The sequence below is a fragment of the Asticcacaulis currens genome (genome assembly GCF_028550395.1).
Classification (GTDB): domain Bacteria; phylum Pseudomonadota; class Alphaproteobacteria; order Caulobacterales; family Caulobacteraceae; genus Asticcacaulis; species Asticcacaulis currens.
In genome coordinates, this window is record NZ_JAQQKW010000002.1 from 291,862 (window position 1) to 310,152 (window position 18,291).

The following is an 18,291-nucleotide window of genomic DNA, read 5'->3' on the forward strand; positions in this document are numbered from 1 at the left end:
GTCAAGGCTATCAATGCCATCCGCAATCGTCTGATCGTGTCTATCGGCGCATGCATGACCCCACCGCTCACGCGACATGCTCTTCCACGGACCGAAAGTTGGCCGTCAGAAGATCGCGCAGGCCTGTGGCCTCATAGACCCGATCACGCTGCCACGGTCGGATGGGAATGGCGGCGGCCTGTATGCGGGCGTGTGCGCCAATCGCGCGGGGCGACCCTAGTCGGTCAAGGGTGAGCCCCGCGCGCTCGAAGACTGAGCGCAGGATCAGGGTCGGCATCAGCCCGATGATCTGGTCGACGCCGTGCGCGAGCCCAAACTCGATATAGCCGACAGCCAGAGACTGGCAGATCAACCGTCGCCTCTCGGACGGCAACCGGCTATCGATGCAAAAGCGCGTCCCTTCCCACACGCGCGGTGCGGTGAAGATCGATTTGTCCTCGACAAGATCGGGAAAGTGGTCGGCGAGCATACAGCCGAGATCAATGGGCGTGAGGCGACTGCAGCCCAGGACGGTGCGTCCGTCTTCGGTAAAGACGAGGTACTGGGCTGCCAGAGAGTCGTATTCATCGAACTCCATGCCGTCGATCGATTTCACCGCATAGCTCTGACGCTCGATGAACTCGCGATGACGCAGCTGAAACTGGTTGAAAAACAGGTCACTGTGCGTGGATATGTCTTTATAGGAAATGAGCTTTAGCATCCCCAAACCCTCCTTCTACGGATGGTTAACAGTTATCCACAGCCTTCCACAGGTTACCACTAGGCGGATTCCTAGGGTTTCGCGAAATTGAAGAAAATCCACCCCTCTCCGCCCAGAAAAATCAAAGCTCGATATACCCCCCCATCAGCCCCTTCGTGGCGGCTGCGGTCCGGTTGTTGACCCTCAATTTGCGGAAGATGTTCTGCACATGAAAGTCGACCGATCCGGCCTTGATGCCCAGACGGTCAGCGATGACTTCATTCGACAGGCCGTGGGCGATGCGCATCAGTACGTCCTGCTCGGTGCGGGTCAGTGCGGCAGCGGCCGGAGACAGCCTGAGCCCAGGCGGGACGAGGCGCTTATAGACGACGTAAAACTGATGGCAGTAGGCGGCGAGCACATCGAGGTTTTCCATCTGTCTCGCCCGCCTGACGGACGTCGCCAGGGCGATACCCCCCCGAAGGGTCCTCGGTCCCGGGAATGGCACCCCGATCCCATTGTACAATCCGCCCTCTTCGGCCTCGCGCAGGAAATGTCTTTGCCGACGGGTGAGTTCAGTTTGGTGTTCGATGTCATTCCAGCGGAAGGGGCGGACTGAACCCACGGCCCATTTAACGACCGGATCGATGCGCGCGAGCCCATTATGTGCATAGTAGTCCTGCCAGACGGCGGGATAGGTGCTGATCAGCCCGAAGCCCTGCGCGGACGCGTCGAGATCGAGGTCGCGCATGACTGAGAAGTTCACCCGGTCAAAACCGAGGTTGGCCATAGCCTCGATAAACACCTCGAACAAACGCTCAACGGATCTGACACGGCTGGTGTCTTCAATGAACTGCTCAAGGGAATACTCACCGTTTGCATAAAGCATGACCGTCTCCGTAGCCATTGGATGTCCAACGCAACTGTCCGGAGTGGCTTGTTCGGTCTCCCACGCCCCGGCGCACTACCGGCGGTATCAACGAGAGCGTACGCGCTTTGATTGAAAATGAGAAGCGCGATCAAAAATAAACGCAAGGATTGTGAAAGGTGTGCGGTATTCAGGATACACAAAAGAGATGGGTCTGGTCGCCCAGCTACCCTCTCGCCGTCGACCTTAAGACGTTCTGCATTGCGAACGTTTCGCCAGCAACGACAAAATCGACAAGCCTCTATGGGAAACTATGTCCGTTTATTCTGTTCTATTTGTGGTCATGGGTGCCGTCATATCACTGACCCCATGGCTGCCCTTGGTCCTGCGCCGACGGTCTCTCAACCTCGCTATCTTCTGCACAGCTTTCGGTGTTCTCTTCTCATGGTGGGCCAGTCATACAGCACCCGATTAATTCCACGCAAATCTTGCGAGTGCGTTACACGTTGCGAGGTTTTATCAACGGCGTCCGGATTGAGCGCGCGCGGAAAATCACTCGGCGTCAATACCGTTCCCAACGGGGCCTGATTCACGACATCTATGACAGTCCGCTTCAAATTCAGATTCTTCACGTCCGAAATTTGTATGATTTTTTTCGGACAGCCGAAACAGATCGACCAGTCAAGCTACCCGACGCTCCCGATCACCTTTGGATACCTTCAACTGGTCGAGGTAATCGGACCACCATTGGGCCATCTCGACCCGTTCATCCCAGTATCGCCCACGGTTATATGTACCCCGAACCTTGTTCTTATCCTTGTGAGCCAAGGCGACCTCGATAGCGTCTGGTTGCCAGAGACGGCTTTCGTTTAGGAGCGTGCTTGCCGTGCTCCTGAACCCATGGCCGGTCATTTCATCGGAACCATATCCTAGGCGGCGCAGGGCGACATTCACCGCGTTCTCGGACATCGGTCGCTGCCATGTCCGTATCGAAGGGAAGAGATAGGCGTGGTTGCCGGTAATCTCGTTCAATTCTCGCAGAAGAGTGACTGACTGGCGAGATAGCGGCACCCAGTGCTCACGCCCCATCTTCATTCTATTTGCGGGAATGCGCCAGTAGGCCTCCTCCAGATTGAACTCCGTCCATTCCGCTCTGCGCAGTTCTGACGGACGCACAAAGACGTGGGGTGAGAGCTTGAGTGCGTATCCGATGGGCTTGTAGCCTTCAAAGCCATCGATAGCCCTTAGGAGCCCGCCCAATGGCTTCTCTTCCACGATCGCGGCGTGATTAGTCACCTTCGGGGTGCGAAGAGCGCCGGCCAGCATAGCCGTCGGATCTGTTTTGGCGCGGCTCGTCCAGATGGCATACCTGAAGACCCGCCCAGCAAAGGAACGAAGCCTGTGGGCGGTCTCCAGATTGCCTTTCTTCTCCACCTTCCTAAGCACATGCAGAACTTCGAATGGCTCTATGTCGGAGATCGGGCGCGGGCCAAGGTTGTCAGCGAATTGCTTCAGGAGCCAAAGAGTTTTCTTTTCCGTTGCGGGAGCCATGCCATCGTCCCGCAGTTTCTGAATGTATTCCTCGGCGACGATGTTGAACGTGCTCGCTGCAGCGATTGAGGCGGCCACCGCCTGGCGCTTCTTTTCTGTGCCAGGGTCACCACCTTTTTCTAGGAGCTCTTTAGCTTCGTCACGCGCCTTACGCGCCGCCTTGAGACTGGTTGCAGGATAGCTTCCGAGTGCTAAAGCGCGGTCCTTGCCGTGGATGCGATATTTGAACCGCCAAAGCTTCGATCCCGAGGGCTTAATCAGCAGGTAAAGCCCGCCCTCATCGAACAGTTTGAATTCCTGATTTTTGCTTTTAACACAACGGATTGCGGCGTCCGAAAGTGACATTTGGGGGTCTCGTTTTTGAGGTTCGTCGCGAGACCCCAAAAAAGACCCCCAAAACGCCCGGATGCGGGCGGAACTGGTCGGACTTCGGCGGACCTCACTGAGGCCCTAAACTATCAATTTTAAAGGATTTTCTCAATGCGACGTACGCCGCCGGAAGGTGCAATGGTGCCTGGAGCCGGAATCGAACCAGCGACACGCGGATTTTCAATCCGCTGCTCTACCAACTGAGCTATCCAGGCACTCATAACATCGGAACGACCTTGGTGCGCCGCGCCGGGAGGCCGCTCTAATAAGCGAGCCATTCGGGCTTGGCAAGCGCGCAAAGCCTGAATTTCGCAAAAAACCCGCCTAAACCGCGTCTTTATCGTCAAAAGGTGAGGATAAGTCCGTGGGCGGCGCAATCCCCTCCTCCTCCTGAGCTTCGGCGGCCAGAGCGCCTGTGCCGCCGATGACGTATTCGCCTTTCAGCCAGTGCATGAGGTCGGTATCGGCGCAGCGTTTGGAACAAAAGGGAGAATAGTCCTTCGCCGCATTGGGAAGGCTTTGGTCAGCCACCTGATAGGGCTGCCGGCAATAGGCGCATTTGCGTTCGGTCATGGGGCCCATATAGGACGACTATCGCAGCGGAACAACCTCGCTGAGAGACGCCGTTTCGACGCTGAGGCGCGGTGTCAGCGGATCGAGACTGTCTTTCAGGCACTGCCGTACCTGATCAGCCACCGGCCCTGGGGCGCGCAGGATCAGCCGCCCCCCCGCATCCGATCGGGCCTCGGCCACGGCGCGCCACAGGAGTTGCCGGGCCGCCCTCAGTGGCGTATCTTCGGTGTGCGGCCGGGCGCCCCACGGCCGGCTGAATTCCAGCGTGCCGAAGCGCGTGATCGGCCCGCAGGCAATGGCGCGGCCTTCCGCCGCAAAGGCCGACTGCACCAGCCCGGTCAGCTTCTCGCCATTGTGCTTGTTGCCGATCAGATCGACCACCACCAGCCCCGCCAGATTGGACAGGCGCAGGCGGCGCACCACCTCTTCCACCGCCACCTCGTTGAGGCGCTTGGCGGCCTGACGCGGCGTGTGGATCATCCCCTCCCCCGCACGACCCATGTCGATGTCGCAGGCGATCAGGGCACGGGTCGGCTCGATAGACAGATAGCCACCGCCGGGCAGGTCAAAGCTGGGCTGGGTCGCCTGCGCCTCGGCGATATCGAGGGCGTCGGGGTCTTCGCAAGGCTCAAACCGGAGCTGTGGGTTGATCAGACGCCGCGCCTGTTGCTTCAGGCGTTCGATGAGCGTCAGCGTGTCCGACAGGCGACGTGGCGGCCCTTCGCTGACACCCAACAGGCGGGCGCGCGCCAATTTATCGGCACGGGCTTCGGCGGCGATTTCGACCTCCACTGCCGTGCCTTCGTTCAACGCATCCGGATCGCTGAGGTCGGCCATGGAGTCTTGCCCATCGGCCAGCCTGAGAAAGCCGATGCGCCCCGACTTTGCGGTCAGTCGCGCCACCGAGCGCGTCCCCCACAGGGTCAGCGAGGGATCGAGCACCGGGCCTTCGGCATAGAGCAGCGGCTGACCCTCACGCGCCACACAGGCGCGCACCAGACCAAACCGCTGTTCACTATACAGTTTCAACCCGCGTAACCCGCGCCGCGCAGCAATTGCAGGGTCTCATAGGTGGGCAGCCCCACCACCGACGGGAAGGAGCCGATCAGGTGGATGACAAAGGCGCTGGCGCGACCCTGAATGCCGTAGCCACCGGCCTTGCCCAGACCTTCGCCGGAAGCCATATAGGCGTCAATCTCTTCGGCGCTCAGCCGTTTGAATTGCAGGCGCGTTTCCACCACGCGCGCCGACAGGCCCTTAGGCGAGACCAGCGCGACGCCGGTATAGACGCGGTGGCTGCGGCCGGACATCAGCTCCAGGCAGGCGCGCACTTCGGCATCCGTTTCAGCCTTGGGGAGGATGCGCCTGCCCACACCGACCACCGTATCGGCGGCCAGAATATAGGCAGGGTCTTCGACCAGTGCCGCCACGGCTTCGGCCTTGGCGCGCGACAAACGCCCTGCCAATTCGCGCGGCGTCTCACCTTTCAGTGGCGTTTCATCAATGTCGGAGGGGAGGATACGATCGGGTTTCAGACCGATCTGGGCCAGCAGGTCCACACGGCGGGGACTGGCACTGGCCAGAATAAGGGGCAGCATCAGGCACGCCCCTTACGTAAAGCGGCCAACACTTATTTGAACCGGTAAGTGATGCGGCCCTTGGTCAGGTCATAGGGCGTCATTTCGACCATGATACGGTCACCGGCCAGCACGCGGATGCGGTTCTTGCGCATCTTGCCCGCGGTGTGCGCGATGATTTCATGACCCGAGTCTTCGAGCGTCACGCGGAATGTCGCGTTCGGCAAAAGCTCGACAACGGTACCCGCAAACTCCAACAGTTCTTCTTTTGCCATTCGGCCCCACAGGGAAAGGGAAAAGGGCGAATCGTCATGCGATGTCGCCCATGAAAATCAGTGGCGCTCCCTTTATACCCAAACGGGTTCAGAGGAAAGAGGGAAAGCGCGCGTGAAAAGGCGGAGCCCCTTTCGGAACTCCGCCGATCCAGTACACACTCCCGGAGCGAAGCGACTAGCGACCGAGCGGGAGCGCAGGTTGCGCGCCGCTAAGAGGCCAAGCCTCTGAGCGCAAGTTAAGGATTAAAACTTGCGTACCACGCTGACCGACAGGTTGTCGGCATTACCCCGGTCATCCTTGAAGGCCGAGCGGGTATAGTCGCCGCGGATGGTATAGGCGTCATTGAGCTTCATCTGCGCGCCCACACCGACATCCAGCGCCGTGCCGTCTTCGGCGATCGGCGAGTTGTTATAATTCTTCAACTGAGTGTCCGAGACACCCACGCGGCCGATCAGTTCCACGCGATCCGACACCGGCAGGAAGCCCACAGCATAGGCGGCCTTCTTGTTGGTCAGCTTATAGCGGCCATTATTGGTCGTATCGCCATTGGTGCCGGCGGCCAGTTCACCTTCGACACCGAAGTGCGGGGTCAGCTTGGCGCCGAGGCGCGCATTCATCGAGTTGAGGCTGGAATCAGACTTGTTGTTATTCGTAGCGGTCGCACCGATCGAGCCATACACTTCGGGCTGCGACAGGGACTGCGCGGAAGCCGTGGACGCGCCGAAAGCCGCAGCGGCCAGAGCGGCGGTAGCCATGAGCATGGTCTTCATAGTGAACTCCTATTGTCTTCGTGTGCCGTGCGGTTTTCGTGAACCGCACTCATTGTTACTCGCCGGAGCTGATGCCCCAGCGACCAGACAACAATCGCTCTGCAAAGGGGCCGCAATGGGCCGCCTCAAAGGCCATTTCTGGGCGTTTTTACAAGAAAAACATCAATTTAGGTAGAGATTGCGGCAAAACCGCCATCTTGATGAACTCAAAATGAACGACCATTCATTTCGGGAAAAATACGCATAAAGCGGCTTTTGCGCCACACCTGCATTTTATCCCCACACGGAGCAATTAACCCCGCAGGTGCAGGGCGTGGATCAGGGTGAACAGACGCCGCGCCGTTTCATGATCAATTTCGATCTTGCCGGTCAGACGCTCGGTCAGGAGGTCCGCACCGTCATTGTGAATACCGCGACGCCCCATGTCGATGGACTCGATCTGCCCCACCGTGGCGTTTTTCAACGCCTCGTAATAGCTTTCGCAGATCATGGCATAGTCCTTCATGATCGGCTTGAGCGGTGTGAAGGACAGCATGAACTTCTTGGCATAGCCGTCGCCCGACACGTCAAACACCAGACGCCCGTCTTCATAGGCCAGTCGCAGATCGTATTTTTCCGCTGTGCCGCCTTCGGGTTTGAAGCTGTTTTTTTCGATCAGGTCGAACATGGCGACCTGACGCTCATGCTCCACCTCCGGCGACGGCGAAGCCAGGCTGTCGGAGTCGATGTCGATACGGGCCAGTTTCATAATTACACCGGGTGGCTGGGGGTCGAACGGGCGCGATGCGGCGCGGCGAGGTCCATAAGCAGAAGATCGACGGCCTCAACCTCGATCTTCAGTTCGGCGGCGGCCTTGCCCGCAAAGCGCAGATAGAGGTGGCAGGCCGGGGCTTCGAGCGGTTCGGTGGCCAGATGCAGGATGGTCATGCCTTGCGGCGGCCGATGCACGTCGAAGCCACGCGACTGAAGGCCGGTGATCGAGCCGATCTGCAAGGCACAGGCGGCGCGCAACGGCGTGCGGCTCTTGTGTTCATGGCAAAAGCGATTGAAGCGCAGAGTCAGGGCACGGGCACGGGCATCATAACGCACGTCTTCGCCGCGCAGGGCCGCATCCTGCAGCAGCGCGCTCAGCGGCACCACGTCCTCTTCGCTCTGGGCGAGAAGACGGAGCGGTTTCGGCTTATTTTGAAACCACCCAAACATGAGGCTTATTCTTCCTCAATCGGGTCATTGCCCTTGATACGGCGAATATTGGCGCCGCAGGCCGACAGCTTGCCTTCAAGGTTTTCAAAGCCGCGATCCAGATGATAGACGCGATTGACGATGGTTTCGCCGCGCGCCGCCAGACCGGCAATGATCAGACAGGCCGAAGCGCGCAGATCGGTGGCCATGACCTGTGCCCCGCGCAGTTCCTCAACGCCCGTTACTTTCGCTTCGCCGCCGTGCTGGACCGAGATACTGGCCCCCAGACGCCCCAGTTCCGGCACGTGCATAAAGCGATTTTCAAAAATCGTCTCGCGCACCGTGGACTCGCCTTCGGCCAGCGTCATCAGCGCCATGAACTGCGCCTGAAGGTCGGTGGCAAAGCCCGGATAGACTTCGGTGGTGATATCGACCGCTTTCAGGCGGCCCTGACCGCGACGGATGGTCACCGTATCGGCGGTCGTTTCGATCTCGCAACCCGCCTCACGCATCTTGTCGAGCAGAATACCGATCAGTTCCGGGCGCACCTTGGTGAGGCGCACCTCGCTGCCCGGCATGGCCGCCCCGGCCAGCGCGTAGGTGCCGGCTTCGATACGGTCGCAGATCACCGCCCAGTCGGTGCCCTTCAACGAGGTGACGCCATCGACGACGATGGTCGGCGTCCCCGCCCCGCTGATCTTTGCGCCCATGGCGTTCAGACATTCGGCCAGATCGACGATTTCGGGTTCACAGGCCGCGTTTTTGAACACCGTCGTACCCTGCGCCAGAGCGGCCGCCATCAGGGCGTGCTCGGTCGCGCCAACCGAAACGAAGGGGAACTCGATCTCCGTCCCCTTAAGGCCGCGCGGTGCCTGAGCGAAAACATAGCCTTCGTGCATGTCAATATGAGCCCCCAGCGCCTCCAGCGCCTTGAGGTGCAGATCGACCGGACGTGCGCCGATGGTGCAGCCGCCGGGCAGCGACACCTTGGCATGACCCGTGCGCGCCAGAAGCGGCCCCAGCACGTTGAACGAGGCGCGCATCTGACGCACCAGATCATAGGGGGCAAAGGCCGAGGTGATTTCCGGCGTATGCAGGAGGGTTTCCTGATGCCCGTCCGGTCCGTTGGCCTCAGTGATCTGCGTACCGAAGCGTTGCAGCAGACGCCCCAGCAGGCGCGTATCGGCCAGACGCGGCATATTGGTCAGGCGCACCGGGTCTGAGGTCAGCAGGGACGCCGCCATCAGTTTGATCGCGGAATTTTTGGCTCCGCTGACGGGAATATCCCCCTTGAGCGGCACGCCGCCTTCCAACGCAATACGATCCATTGAGTACGCCTGATCCAGATGTTCTTGAGCTTTCGTTTCATGCCCGGTCCGGGCGCGCCGACTCCGGCGGATGAAACAAAATGGATTTGGCGTTCTACATCACCGGGCCGCAGGTGCAACAGCTAGTTTTTCGTCTCGTCTTGCGGCGCTGGCGTCGGTTCGGGGCGGCGTGCGGCGGCCTTGCGGCGCTGGAGATTGGCGCGCAGGGCGGCATTGAGGCGCTCGGCCTTCTCATCCCTGGGGTTTTTATTCGGAGAGTCGCTCATAAGGCGGTGATTTAGCGTTCCATCCACAAAAAGCGAGCGAAAAATGCACTTTTCGCTTTGCGTTTCGCGCCGGTTTGGGTATTAGCCCCGTCCTCAGCCGGTGTTAACACCGGTTCAGCCGTATTAGCTCAGTGGTAGAGCGCATCCTTGGTAAGGCTGAGGTCGGCAGTTCAATCCTGCCATACGGCACCATGAAGGCCCGGTTCGGAAACGACCGGGCCTTCGCCATTTTCAGCCTACCATGCGCCGAACGTACCTGGCACCGCCCGTCCTCTCGTTGAACGGATGTCCCTTTGCGCCCGGATCGCCGAAGTGGTCGTGGTGTAATAGCCGATACTGCCGGAAGGCATGTTGAAACTGACTATATCGGTCCAGATGTGCGCCGTGTCGTAGGCACCGATGGCAATGGTATCCACCCCGTCGCCGCTCAACTTATCCCCCGTATCGCCTTCGACGTGGGTGGCCGCCAGAAGCTGCTCAGAGGTGTCGATATTACGAACCGGGCCGCCCTTACCGTTAAAATAATGTAGGCGTCGCCCCGCTGTGGGGTTGCCGGTTGCGCGGTGACCGCACGGGTCTTGCCCTTCGCCTGACTGAGGGCGTCGAGCCGCCAGAGACTTTAATTCAATGAGATATGTTTTGTGCCTGTCCCGCTTGCAGCAGGGGCAGCCCGAGCGCAGGTGTGTTTTGCAGCGACACATTCGGGCCTCATCAGGCTGACGCCAGTCAGTGTCCGCTCAAAAAAGAGACCGGGGACGAAAGTCAGGGCAAAAGATAGACGAGACGCTTCTTGCCCCTGGTAGACTTCAGGGTAGCCAAATGGTCTTTATGGCGGCCCGATGCATAGGCCTCACGGCCACTCTCTTCGATATAAAGGGTTTTTTCGATTTCCTTTTGCACGATGTGCGCGGCGTAGAGGTGCCCCTGAAACAGTGTGTCCGCCAGACCGGATACCGGCAGAAGGGGGATAATGCCGTCAAAACCGCTAATTCCCGCATCAATCGAAAGAACGATCAGGGTCTGCACAAAGGTGATAGGGCTGATGCGCACCCGCACCGCGTTAATCAGGATAAACAGGCTGGCGATGATTGAGTAACCGGCGGCAACGCCCGGCACGGGCACCCACGACAACAATCCGTCCAGACCGATGATATTGATGGGGCCGATACCGACGATACGATCCGAGAGGCGTTTAATCGTGCCTATGGAGTCATAGGTCTTCTGAACCTCGTATGCCGATCTGACGAACATGTCACTTGCTCCCCTTCGCCCGTTATGGCTACAGAGATTGCCTGTAGCGGGGTTATGCGTCAATCAGATGAGCGAGGGGAATTAACCATGATCGTCACAACCACACCGAATGTCGAAGGCCGCAGCATCGACACCTATATCGGCGTCGTTACCGGTGAGGCTATTCTGGGGGCAAATATCTTCCGTGACCTGTTTGCGGGTATCCGCGACATTATCGGCGGCCGTTCGGGCTCTTACGAAAAAGTGCTGCGCGCCGCACGCGAAGCCGCCTTGAAGGAAATGCAGGAAGAAGCCGCGCAACACGGCGCCAATGCCATTGTCGGCGTCGATCTCGATTATGAAACCGTCTCTCAGGGCACCATGCTGATGGTGACCTGCTCCGGCACCGCTGTCATCCTGCGCTGATCCGTGCTGGTTCTGCGTGTGTTTTCGTTTCTGGGCTTTGTGCTCAGCCTGGCGCTGCTGGGCATGGGGGCCGTGTGCCTGCTCGATCCGCATGAAGCGCGTGGGTACCTGATCGACATCTTCACGGCCCCCCTCCTCACTGTGGCGGTGGCGGCGAGCTTTGTGCTGATCCAGTTGCGGCAGCGGGCCTCGGCGCTGATGAGCCTTATGGCAGCTGGTCTTTTGGGGGTGAGTTTCTGGTCGCAGATCAGCCCGCCCCACCCGCCAACGGAAACGAAGGCGACCCCGGTGCGGCTCATGTTCGCCAACCTGTACGCCAAGAACGAGACGCCGGAGCGACTGCTTGAGTGGGTCAGAGCAGAAAACCCCGATGTCGTGGCCATGGTCGAAGCCGGGCCTCTGGCCGAAGCAACCTTGGCGGCAAAATTACGCCAGACCTATCCCCACGTGGCTCGCCGCTATGACACTTTCGTCTTTTCGCGCTACCCCCTGACGCGGCCGCGCGCCCGCCCCATTGGTTACAGCCTGCTAACCGTAGAGGTCGCGGCACCTGCGGGAGCGTTTCATCTGGCCGTGGCGCATCTGACGCGTCCATGGCCATTCAGTGCACCGGGCGACCAACCGCGCCAACTGGAGCGGCTTGGCGCGGACCTGCGCGACGAACAGCCGGAGCGCACGGTGCTGGTCGGGGATTTCAACACCACCCCCTCAGCCTCAGGCCTTATGGATATCAGTCGCCACCTGCACCTGTTCGCTGCCCCGGCCCCGGTCGGCACATGGCCGGCGGTGCTGCCCGCGCCTTTGCGCATTGGCATAGACAACGGCTTTGCGGGTAAGGACCTGACCCTGCGCAATCGCAAGTCCGGGCCCTATTACGGTTCCGACCACCGACCGATTGTTTTCGACATCTATCCGGCGAAGTCATGACGGCTGGATGCGGTTCGCGCATCCGGCCGTTCCATAATTACTTACGCGGCGCCGGACGGCGCTTGGGAGCGGCCTTGACCGCCGACAGGGGCTCAAACACCGGGGTGACCACCGGCTCTGACTCTACCTCTTCACTGACCCCGGTCTCGACGGTAGGGGCCTCAAATGTCGGCAAGGGTTCGATGTGCACCGGTGCCGATACCTCCGTCAAGGCGTCCACAACCGCGTCTTCAACCTCGATCGCGGCTATGACGGGGGCAACGGCGGCTTCGCGCACCGCCTCATTGACCTCTTCCAGCACATGCGCCGCGTCTTCGCTGGCCTTGAACCAACTCTGTCGCAGGCTCATCATATCGACAAAGCCGTGCGGCAGGTCCTTATAGAGGTCACTGCCGCCCGCGCGGCGGGCCGTCGCTCCGGACAACATCCAGGCGGAGACACCAAAGCTGGTAGCCGCAAAAAACGGCACCCACATGGGCGAGCAGGCCCCGATCCAGAAATGGGTCAGGCGCTCCGTCGCGCTCTTCATCTCTTCGGAGGTGGGCAGCGAAAAGGGGGGCAGATCGGATTGCGTCATGGTCAACATCTCGGGGCCTCGTGCGCTCGAAAAATATTGCAGCGCACAAAATCTAACACAGAAATCCACAGCCGCCTATGCGACCCATCGCCCTAAGCAGGCAAATTCGCGTGATCGGCGATTAATCCAACCTCCACACCGAGGCCTTACCCCCCGGCTCGGCAAAGACCTGAGCCAGATCGCCGGCAATGTCGCGCATGGCCCCGACCACCGACGCCGGCGCATTGACCGTCACCAGCGCGCAGCCGTTCATCTTCAACGGATGGGTCAGCGGGCGCAGGCGCAGTTCGGCCACGGCAATGTCCGGCCCGCCCTCGCCCGTCTGGTCCTCCAGAAGCTCGCATTCCATATGGCGCAGGAAGCGATCGAAGGTTTCAAGGTCTTTCAGCGGCAACCACACCAGCGCCTTGGCGGCGGGCTGTTTTTTCAGCACGTCACGCAGGCACAGATTGATGCGTTCATAATCCTCGAACTGCTCGAACGGCGGGTCGATCAGCAGAAAGAAATCCTTGTCCGGTTCGGCCATTTCGACCGCCGCCTCATAGCCATCCGTATGGCGGGCCTTGCCGCGCGGCGTCACCGTCTCCCTCAAGCGCTCGTAATCGTCCTTGCGCAACTCGCAGCCCATATAGCGGCCTTCCGCCGTCAGATGGTCAAGTACCAGAAGCGGCGAGCCGGGATAGAGGCCGATGCGCGTTTTGAACCCGGCCGCGCGGTTCTTGGCCCACACATAGTCCGACAAGGGGATTAGACTTGGCGGCACGTCACGCCCCAGCAGATAGCCGATCCCGGCCTCGGCCTCCTTGGAGCGCGAAAAGGTCGGATCGGACAGGTCGTATTGACCGGCTCCGGCGTGGCTGTCCACCACCTGAAGCGGTTGCCCCGTCTCGCGCAGGGCGCGCAGAAAGTTCAGCAGGACCGCGTGCTTGAACAGGTCGGCGAAGTTCCCGGCGTGGAAGCCGTGGCGATAGTTCAAAGCCCTAATTCCTTCTGTTTCTTTTTCGACAGGCCATCCGCGACCAGACGATGCGAGTCAGCAATCAAGCCACGCAGTTCGTCGTCGGACATCTGGTGGCCGGTATAATACTGTATCCAGCTCATGCCGCGTGAGGCCAGATAGGGGGCCGGGCGGCAATCGGGATGATCGCGCAGGATTTCAAAGGTCATGGGTGTCACCTTGACGCTGAACGACAGGTGCCCGTCGGGTTGCGTGCCCGCAACGACGAAGACCTTACCACCGACCTTCCACACATCGGACTGCCCCCACTGCACCACATGGGTGGTGGCGGGGAGCGACCGGCAGAAGGCATTGAGGTCGTCGAGGGTCATGGCGTTACCTATAGCACCTACCCGTAAATGGGGGGAGGCACCTGAGATGTCACCCCTTCAGACCGCGGGCGATCTCCAGCGTGTCGGCCAGCAGCGATTCCGACGTCGGCCAGGCCCCGGCCCCCTTGCCCGTCACATACCAGAAGTCTCCGTTTTCCAGCTCGATAATGGCGCGGTTCTGCTCGCCCTTGGCCCCCACCAGATAGTGATCGGCGGGAAGCTCCTCCAGCTTCATCGACACCTCAAGACCCTTAGACGTCATCATGGCGCGCGCCACGTAGCGCAAGCCCTTGCCCTTGGGGATGACCAGCGATTCCGCCGTGATGGCCCCGACCTCAACGTGCACGGGCGTCACGCCGGGGAAGGCGATTTCGCGCAGCAGGCGCAGCTTGGCCCCCACATCCGTGCCATCAAGATCGGCCGTAGAATCTGGCTCGGCAAAGCCCAGACGGCGCGCCTCATCCATGGCCGCATCGAAGGTCTTACCCGCTTCGACCTGGTCAATCACGAAGTTGGAGGTGCCGTTGACCACCCCGGCAATGCTCTTGATCTTGTGCGACTTGACGGCGCGCAGCAGGGCTTCGATGACCGGGGCCCCGCCTCCGACCGAAGCCGAATAGGTCAGCGCCGCGCCCGACGCTTTCGCCGCGTCCTTCAGCTTGCCCTGAACAGCGGCCACCGCCTGCTTATTGGCAGAGGTGACGCCGACGCCCAGTTTGAGAAACTGCTCCAGCAGTTCCGCCGAGGGCGACACGCCGGTGCCGATATCGACGAACACATCGACATCAGCGCGGGCAAAGTTACGTGCATCCGAGGTAAACTTACCCGCCAGCGGATGGTCGCGGCGCTTCGACGGATCACGCACCAGTACGCGATCGACCTCGATCAGGTCCGACCATTCAAGGCAGCGTTGCAGGAACATCGAGCCGACGCCCCCCGCCCCCATCACCGCTACACGGATCTTGCGCGCAAAGCCCGGCGTCCTGCGTTCCGCCGTCTTGGCCCCCAGCACGGTCTCATACCCGCGCGCCATGCCCGCGACCTCGACCTCCAGCCCGTGCTCGTGGGCGTATTTCATGGCCTTGGCCTGCACGACGGGGAAGGCGATCTTTTCGGCCTCCTCCCACGACAGGGCGGCGTAGGGCTTGGCTGTATCGGGATAGGTATTGGGGTCGATATCATAGACCGCATCGACGTCCTTATTGAGACGCACGCGCGCCTCGACACCGGCCACGCGCAGGGCCTTGCCGATAAAGACGGCGGTCAGGTCCGAGCCGCCCCGCCCCAGAAGCACAGGCTCACCGGCGGCGTTTTCAGCCACATACCCCGGCACCACCACCAGATCGGAGGCTTTCAGGTCGTTGATCAGCACTTCGGTCTTCAGGCTGACCGGCTGAGCATTGAAATGATCCCCTTCAGCGGTCAGACCGATTTCGGCCACCGAACGAAAGCGCGTCACGATCCCCGACCGCTCGCAGGCCATGGCGAACAGGGTCGAGGCCTTCATTTCACCGGTCGCCAGCAGGTGCGGCGTCGCCGAAGAGGCCGAGGCCTGCGTATAGCCAACGGCCAGACGCATAAGCTGGTCTGTCTCACCCTTGAAGGCCGAAATAACGGCAATCACCTTGTGCGCGTCGCGCACATAGCGATAAACCTCGGACACGGCGCGGTGCAGGGCCGCTTCGGAGGTCAGAACCGAACCACCGAATTTCACGACAAGGGTAGACATGTTTTTCAGATCCTTATTCCGATCGCCCTTACGGCAGGCGGGTAAGCATGGCGTTATAAGTCTTTTCAACGAATTCAAAGAAAAAAGATAAGGCGCGCTCCGTTTTTCGTGTTAAGCGCGCGACGACGGAGAGAAGTCGTTGCAACAGTATCTAAAATCATCCGTGAGCCTGAAGGCCTATGCCTGCCTGCTGATCGCCTCGATACTGTGGGCGGGCAATATGGTGTCGGGCAAGCTGGCCGTGGGGCACATCAGCCCGGCCATGCTGTCGGCCGCACGCTGGATACTGGCGGCGCTGGTGATCTTTGCCCTCTCTGTCAAGCCTTTGCGCCGCGACTGGCCCGTCATCCGTCAGCACCTGCCGCTCCTTCTGGCCTATGGCTTCTTCGGTTTCGCGTCGTTCAATATCCTGCTCTACACCGCGCTTGAGCACACCAGCGCCATCAATGTGGTGATCGAAGACGCCGGTATTCCTCTGGTGATTATGGGGCTGAACTACGCGCTTTATCGCATCACAGCGTCGTGGGCGCAGGTCGCGGGCTTTGGCGTTACCGCCATCGGCGTCATGCTGACGGCCACGCATGGCGATCTGCGCAATATTGTGCGGCTGGACCTCAATCTCGGCGATGCTCTGATGCTGCTGGCCGTCATCAATTACGGGGCCTATACGATCGCCCTGCGCTATAAGCCGGCGATCCACTGGCAAAGCCTGATGGCCATTCCGACCATTGGGGCCATAGGGGCCGCCCTGCCCTATCTGCTGTGGATGTCGCGCGATACCGGTATCGTCTGGCCCGATACCACCGGCTGGCAGATCGTGCTCTATACCGGCCTTCTGCCATCATTGGTGGCACAGGTCTGCTATGTGTGGGGCGTCGAGCTGATCGGGGCCAACCGGGCCGGCCTGTTCATCAACACCATCCCGCTGTTCGGGGTGATCCTGTCGGTGCTGATCCTGCGCGAGCCTTTGCACGGGTTTCACTTCTGGGCACTGGCTCTGGTCATTGCCGGTATCGTGCTGGCCGAATGGGGCCGGCCTAAAGCCTCACAACCTACCTAACGCATCCCTTTGACGGCGTTGAAATAAAGTCCGTCGGGCAGCAAGGCCAGAAGTTTGACCATCCGCGTAAAGCCCTTGGGAAAGTGGATTTCGAAGCGTTTGCTGTCCAGTTCGCGGGCAATGGCGCGGGCGGCCTTTTCCGGCGTAATCATCATCGGCATCTCAAAACCGTTCTTGTCCGTCAGGCGCGTTTTGACAAAGCCCGGATTGATGACCTTTATATCCAGGCGGTCGCCATGTTCGGCGCGCAAAGAGGTCGCCAGAGAAATCACCCCCGCCTTGGTGGCCGCATAGGGCTGACCATTCGGCAGGCCGCGATAACCCGCCACAGACGCGCAAAGGGCGATCTGCCCCTTTTCCGCCATGACCGGCAGGGCGGCCTCCACGACATAGAAGGCCCCTTTGAGGTTGGTATCTATAATGCGGCCCATGTCACCGAGGTCGATCTGCCCCAGCTTCATCGGCGTGTAGGCCCCGGCAAAAAACAGCACACGATCAAGCGGCCCCACCGTGTCCCTCAACCATATGGCTGAGCGCGCCACCGCCGGACCGTCCGATACATCCAGCGGCAGGACGCGATGCCCGCGGCCCTTCAGACGTTTGCAGATCGTGTCCAGCGCCTCGGTATTGCGCGCCGACAGGATGATTTCCTCACCCCGCGCCGCCAGCCGTTCGGCCAGTGCCTCACCAATGCCGCTCGAGGCCCCGATGATCCAGGTACGTTTGGGTGTCTTTCGCGGGCTCATGCTTCCCCCAGGAGTTTGGCGCGCAGTGCTTTCGAGGAGGTCCGGCTGCCCAGCCAGATATCGAAGAACAGGCGCGTAAATTGCTTATCGCGGATAGTGCCGATGGAACGGCCATTGTGAATGAACTGGGCGTAACCATCGGCGTTGCGCACACCCGCAATATAGGCCCCCGAAAGGATGTCCGGAAAGATAGCGCTCATTTGCTGCCGCCACTCTTCCAGCCTGGCCCTGTCCGAAAAGCCCTGTTTGCGGATTTCGGCCACCGAATGATCGACGATATGCTTCGCGGTGATGTTTCGGAGGTAGTCCAGCCGCAGGGCAAACGGCTTTTGCGGGTCATAGCGGCCATTGGGCGCGTAGAGGCTGGCGTCAAAAATCGACAGGCCCAGCACACTGTAGCGGCCCTTACCGACCAGCTTGCCGTCAGGCACGCCTGCTGGAACCTCGGCATACACGGCAAAGGAAGTAATCGAGAGGGGCAGAGCACCCAGAGAGGCCAGAACGGCGCGACGTTTGATTTGGGTCATAACGTCATTACGCACCAAGGTCGCAGCCGGATGACCTGTTTATGCGCGTCTTATGCGATACGCGTCATCTCTATCCCCCTCTTGACGACAAAGCCGGCTTGGGCGCATAAGCGCACGTAACTCATCGAGACCAGCCGAGGGACAGGCCCGACGACGCTGGGGCAACCGCCGAATCTTCGGAATGGTGCCAACTCCTGCGGAAGTGCGCTTCCGACAGATGAGAGAAGCGACAGCGGCTGTGTGGCCGTGCCTTCTCCCGACTGGTCCGTTGAGCCCCTGTTTCGCACCGGACCACTGAGCT

At 60.4% G+C, this 18,291-nt stretch carries 23 protein-coding genes, 2 tRNA genes and 1 riboswitch; of the genes, 4 read left to right on the forward strand and 21 right to left on the reverse strand.

What is annotated here, in order from left to right:
- Nucleotides 1-67: 67 nt before the first annotated feature.
- The 13 genes from PQU94_RS04445 to PQU94_RS04505 all read right to left on the reverse strand — a co-directional run bounded on the left by PQU94_RS04445 (nt 68) and on the right by PQU94_RS04505 (nt 9,439).
- Nucleotides 68-700, reverse strand: coding sequence for an acyl-homoserine-lactone synthase (locus tag PQU94_RS04445; protein WP_272740290.1), 633 nt, complete (start codon nt 698-700; stop codon nt 68-70).
- Nucleotides 701-821: 121 nt separating this feature from the next.
- Complete coding sequence (locus tag PQU94_RS04450) at nt 822-1,568, reverse strand: helix-turn-helix transcriptional regulator (protein ID WP_272740291.1); 747 nt, start codon at nt 1,566-1,568, stop codon at nt 822-824.
- Nucleotides 1,569-2,228: 660 nt separating this feature from the next.
- Nucleotides 2,229-3,443 carry a tyrosine-type recombinase/integrase gene (locus PQU94_RS04455; protein WP_272740292.1) on the reverse strand — a complete coding sequence of 405 codons (1,215 nt, stop codon included), beginning with the start codon at nt 3,441-3,443 and terminating at the stop codon, nt 2,229-2,231.
- Between the two features lie 163 nt (nt 3,444-3,606).
- Nucleotides 3,607-3,682, reverse strand: a tRNA-Phe gene (locus PQU94_RS04460).
- Between the two features lie 109 nt (nt 3,683-3,791).
- The gene (locus tag PQU94_RS04465) at nt 3,792-4,040 is read right to left on the reverse strand and encodes a DNA gyrase inhibitor YacG (RefSeq protein WP_272740293.1); all 249 of its coding nucleotides are present in this window, start codon (nt 4,038-4,040) and stop codon (nt 3,792-3,794) included.
- An 18-nt stretch (nt 4,041-4,058) separates the two neighbouring features.
- The gene (locus PQU94_RS04470; RefSeq protein ID WP_272740294.1) at nt 4,059-5,069 is read right to left on the reverse strand and encodes a ribonuclease E/G; all 1,011 of its coding nucleotides are present in this window, start codon (nt 5,067-5,069) and stop codon (nt 4,059-4,061) included.
- On the reverse strand, nt 5,066-5,638 hold the full coding sequence (locus PQU94_RS04475) for a Maf family nucleotide pyrophosphatase (RefSeq protein WP_272740295.1): 573 nt from the start codon (nt 5,636-5,638) through the stop codon (nt 5,066-5,068). Before PQU94_RS04475 ends, PQU94_RS04470 begins: the two co-directional genes overlap by 4 nt.
- A 32-nt stretch (nt 5,639-5,670) precedes the next feature.
- Nucleotides 5,671-5,892 (reverse strand): translation initiation factor IF-1, encoded by a 222-nt coding sequence (gene infA / locus PQU94_RS04480; RefSeq protein ID WP_041658556.1) that lies wholly within the window; start codon nt 5,890-5,892, stop codon nt 5,671-5,673.
- Nucleotides 5,893-6,135: 243 nt separating this feature from the next.
- Nucleotides 6,136-6,663 (reverse strand): porin family protein, encoded by a 528-nt coding sequence (locus PQU94_RS04485; RefSeq protein WP_272740296.1) that lies wholly within the window; start codon nt 6,661-6,663, stop codon nt 6,136-6,138.
- Nucleotides 6,664-6,955: 292 nt separating this feature from the next.
- Nucleotides 6,956-7,411 (reverse strand): UPF0262 family protein, encoded by a 456-nt coding sequence (locus tag PQU94_RS04490; protein WP_272740297.1) that lies wholly within the window; start codon nt 7,409-7,411, stop codon nt 6,956-6,958.
- 2 nt (nt 7,412-7,413) lie between these two features.
- A complete protein-coding gene (locus tag PQU94_RS04495; RefSeq protein WP_272740298.1) occupies nt 7,414-7,866 on the reverse strand; it encodes a DUF2948 family protein in 453 nt (150 codons plus the stop codon).
- A gap of 5 nt (nt 7,867-7,871) precedes the next feature.
- Nucleotides 7,872-9,173 (reverse strand): UDP-N-acetylglucosamine 1-carboxyvinyltransferase, encoded by a 1,302-nt coding sequence (gene murA / locus PQU94_RS04500; RefSeq protein ID WP_272740299.1) that lies wholly within the window; start codon nt 9,171-9,173, stop codon nt 7,872-7,874.
- Nucleotides 9,174-9,295: 122 nt separating this feature from the next.
- The gene (locus tag PQU94_RS04505) at nt 9,296-9,439 is read right to left on the reverse strand and encodes a hypothetical protein (RefSeq protein ID WP_272740300.1); all 144 of its coding nucleotides are present in this window, start codon (nt 9,437-9,439) and stop codon (nt 9,296-9,298) included.
- 117 nt (nt 9,440-9,556) lie between these two features.
- Between PQU94_RS04505 and PQU94_RS04510 the strand changes: the two genes are divergently transcribed.
- Nucleotides 9,557-9,631 (forward strand) — tRNA-Thr (locus PQU94_RS04510).
- 44 nt (nt 9,632-9,675) lie between these two features.
- Here the strand turns inward: PQU94_RS04510 and PQU94_RS04515 are convergent.
- Both PQU94_RS04515 and PQU94_RS04520 read right to left on the reverse strand, forming a co-directional pair.
- Nucleotides 9,676-10,140 (reverse strand): hypothetical protein, encoded by a 465-nt coding sequence (locus tag PQU94_RS04515; RefSeq protein ID WP_272740301.1) that lies wholly within the window; start codon nt 10,138-10,140, stop codon nt 9,676-9,678.
- Nucleotides 10,141-10,201: 61 nt separating this feature from the next.
- Complete coding sequence (locus PQU94_RS04520; protein ID WP_272740302.1) at nt 10,202-10,690, reverse strand: DUF4112 domain-containing protein; 489 nt, start codon at nt 10,688-10,690, stop codon at nt 10,202-10,204.
- 87 nt (nt 10,691-10,777) lie between these two features.
- Between PQU94_RS04520 and PQU94_RS04525 the strand changes: the two genes are divergently transcribed.
- Both PQU94_RS04525 and PQU94_RS04530 read left to right on the forward strand, forming a co-directional pair.
- A complete protein-coding gene (locus PQU94_RS04525; protein ID WP_272740303.1) occupies nt 10,778-11,095 on the forward strand; it encodes a heavy metal-binding domain-containing protein in 318 nt (105 codons plus the stop codon).
- Nucleotides 11,096-11,098: 3 nt separating this feature from the next.
- Entirely contained in the window at nt 11,099-12,022 is a 924-nt protein-coding gene (locus PQU94_RS04530; RefSeq protein ID WP_272740304.1) for an endonuclease/exonuclease/phosphatase family protein, read from the forward strand.
- A gap of 37 nt (nt 12,023-12,059) precedes the next feature.
- On the opposite strand, the gene PQU94_RS04535 is transcribed toward PQU94_RS04530, so the two are convergent.
- From PQU94_RS04535 to PQU94_RS04550, 4 genes are all read right to left on the reverse strand, one after another.
- On the reverse strand, nt 12,060-12,599 hold the full coding sequence (locus tag PQU94_RS04535; protein ID WP_272740305.1) for a hypothetical protein: 540 nt from the start codon (nt 12,597-12,599) through the stop codon (nt 12,060-12,062).
- Between the two features lie 121 nt (nt 12,600-12,720).
- A complete protein-coding gene (rlmJ, locus tag PQU94_RS04540; RefSeq protein WP_272740306.1) occupies nt 12,721-13,575 on the reverse strand; it encodes a 23S rRNA (adenine(2030)-N(6))-methyltransferase RlmJ in 855 nt (284 codons plus the stop codon).
- Nucleotides 13,572-13,928 carry an MmcQ/YjbR family DNA-binding protein gene (locus tag PQU94_RS04545; RefSeq protein ID WP_272740307.1) on the reverse strand — a complete coding sequence of 119 codons (357 nt, stop codon included), beginning with the start codon at nt 13,926-13,928 and terminating at the stop codon, nt 13,572-13,574. Before PQU94_RS04545 ends, rlmJ begins: the two co-directional genes overlap by 4 nt.
- Nucleotides 13,929-13,977: 49 nt before the next feature.
- Nucleotides 13,978-15,657, reverse strand: coding sequence for an amino acid kinase family protein (locus PQU94_RS04550; RefSeq protein ID WP_272740308.1), 1,680 nt, complete (start codon nt 15,655-15,657; stop codon nt 13,978-13,980).
- Nucleotides 15,658-15,820: 163 nt separating this feature from the next.
- On the opposite strand from PQU94_RS04550, the gene PQU94_RS04555 reads away from it, so the two are divergent.
- Entirely contained in the window at nt 15,821-16,717 is an 897-nt protein-coding gene (locus tag PQU94_RS04555; RefSeq protein ID WP_272740309.1) for a DMT family transporter, read from the forward strand.
- On the opposite strand, the gene PQU94_RS04560 is transcribed toward PQU94_RS04555, so the two are convergent.
- Nucleotides 16,714-17,463, reverse strand: a complete 750-nt coding sequence (locus PQU94_RS04560) for an SDR family NAD(P)-dependent oxidoreductase (protein ID WP_272740310.1) — start codon at nt 17,461-17,463, stop codon at nt 16,714-16,716. The two genes, PQU94_RS04555 and PQU94_RS04560, sit on opposite strands and share 4 nt — an antisense overlap.
- The gene (locus PQU94_RS04565; protein WP_272740311.1) at nt 17,460-17,990 is read right to left on the reverse strand and encodes a chalcone isomerase family protein; all 531 of its coding nucleotides are present in this window, start codon (nt 17,988-17,990) and stop codon (nt 17,460-17,462) included. Before PQU94_RS04565 ends, PQU94_RS04560 begins: the two co-directional genes overlap by 4 nt.
- Before the next feature lie 118 nt (nt 17,991-18,108).
- Nucleotides 18,109-18,214: riboswitch (SAM riboswitch) on the forward strand.
- Nucleotides 18,215-18,291 lie beyond the last annotated feature (77 nt).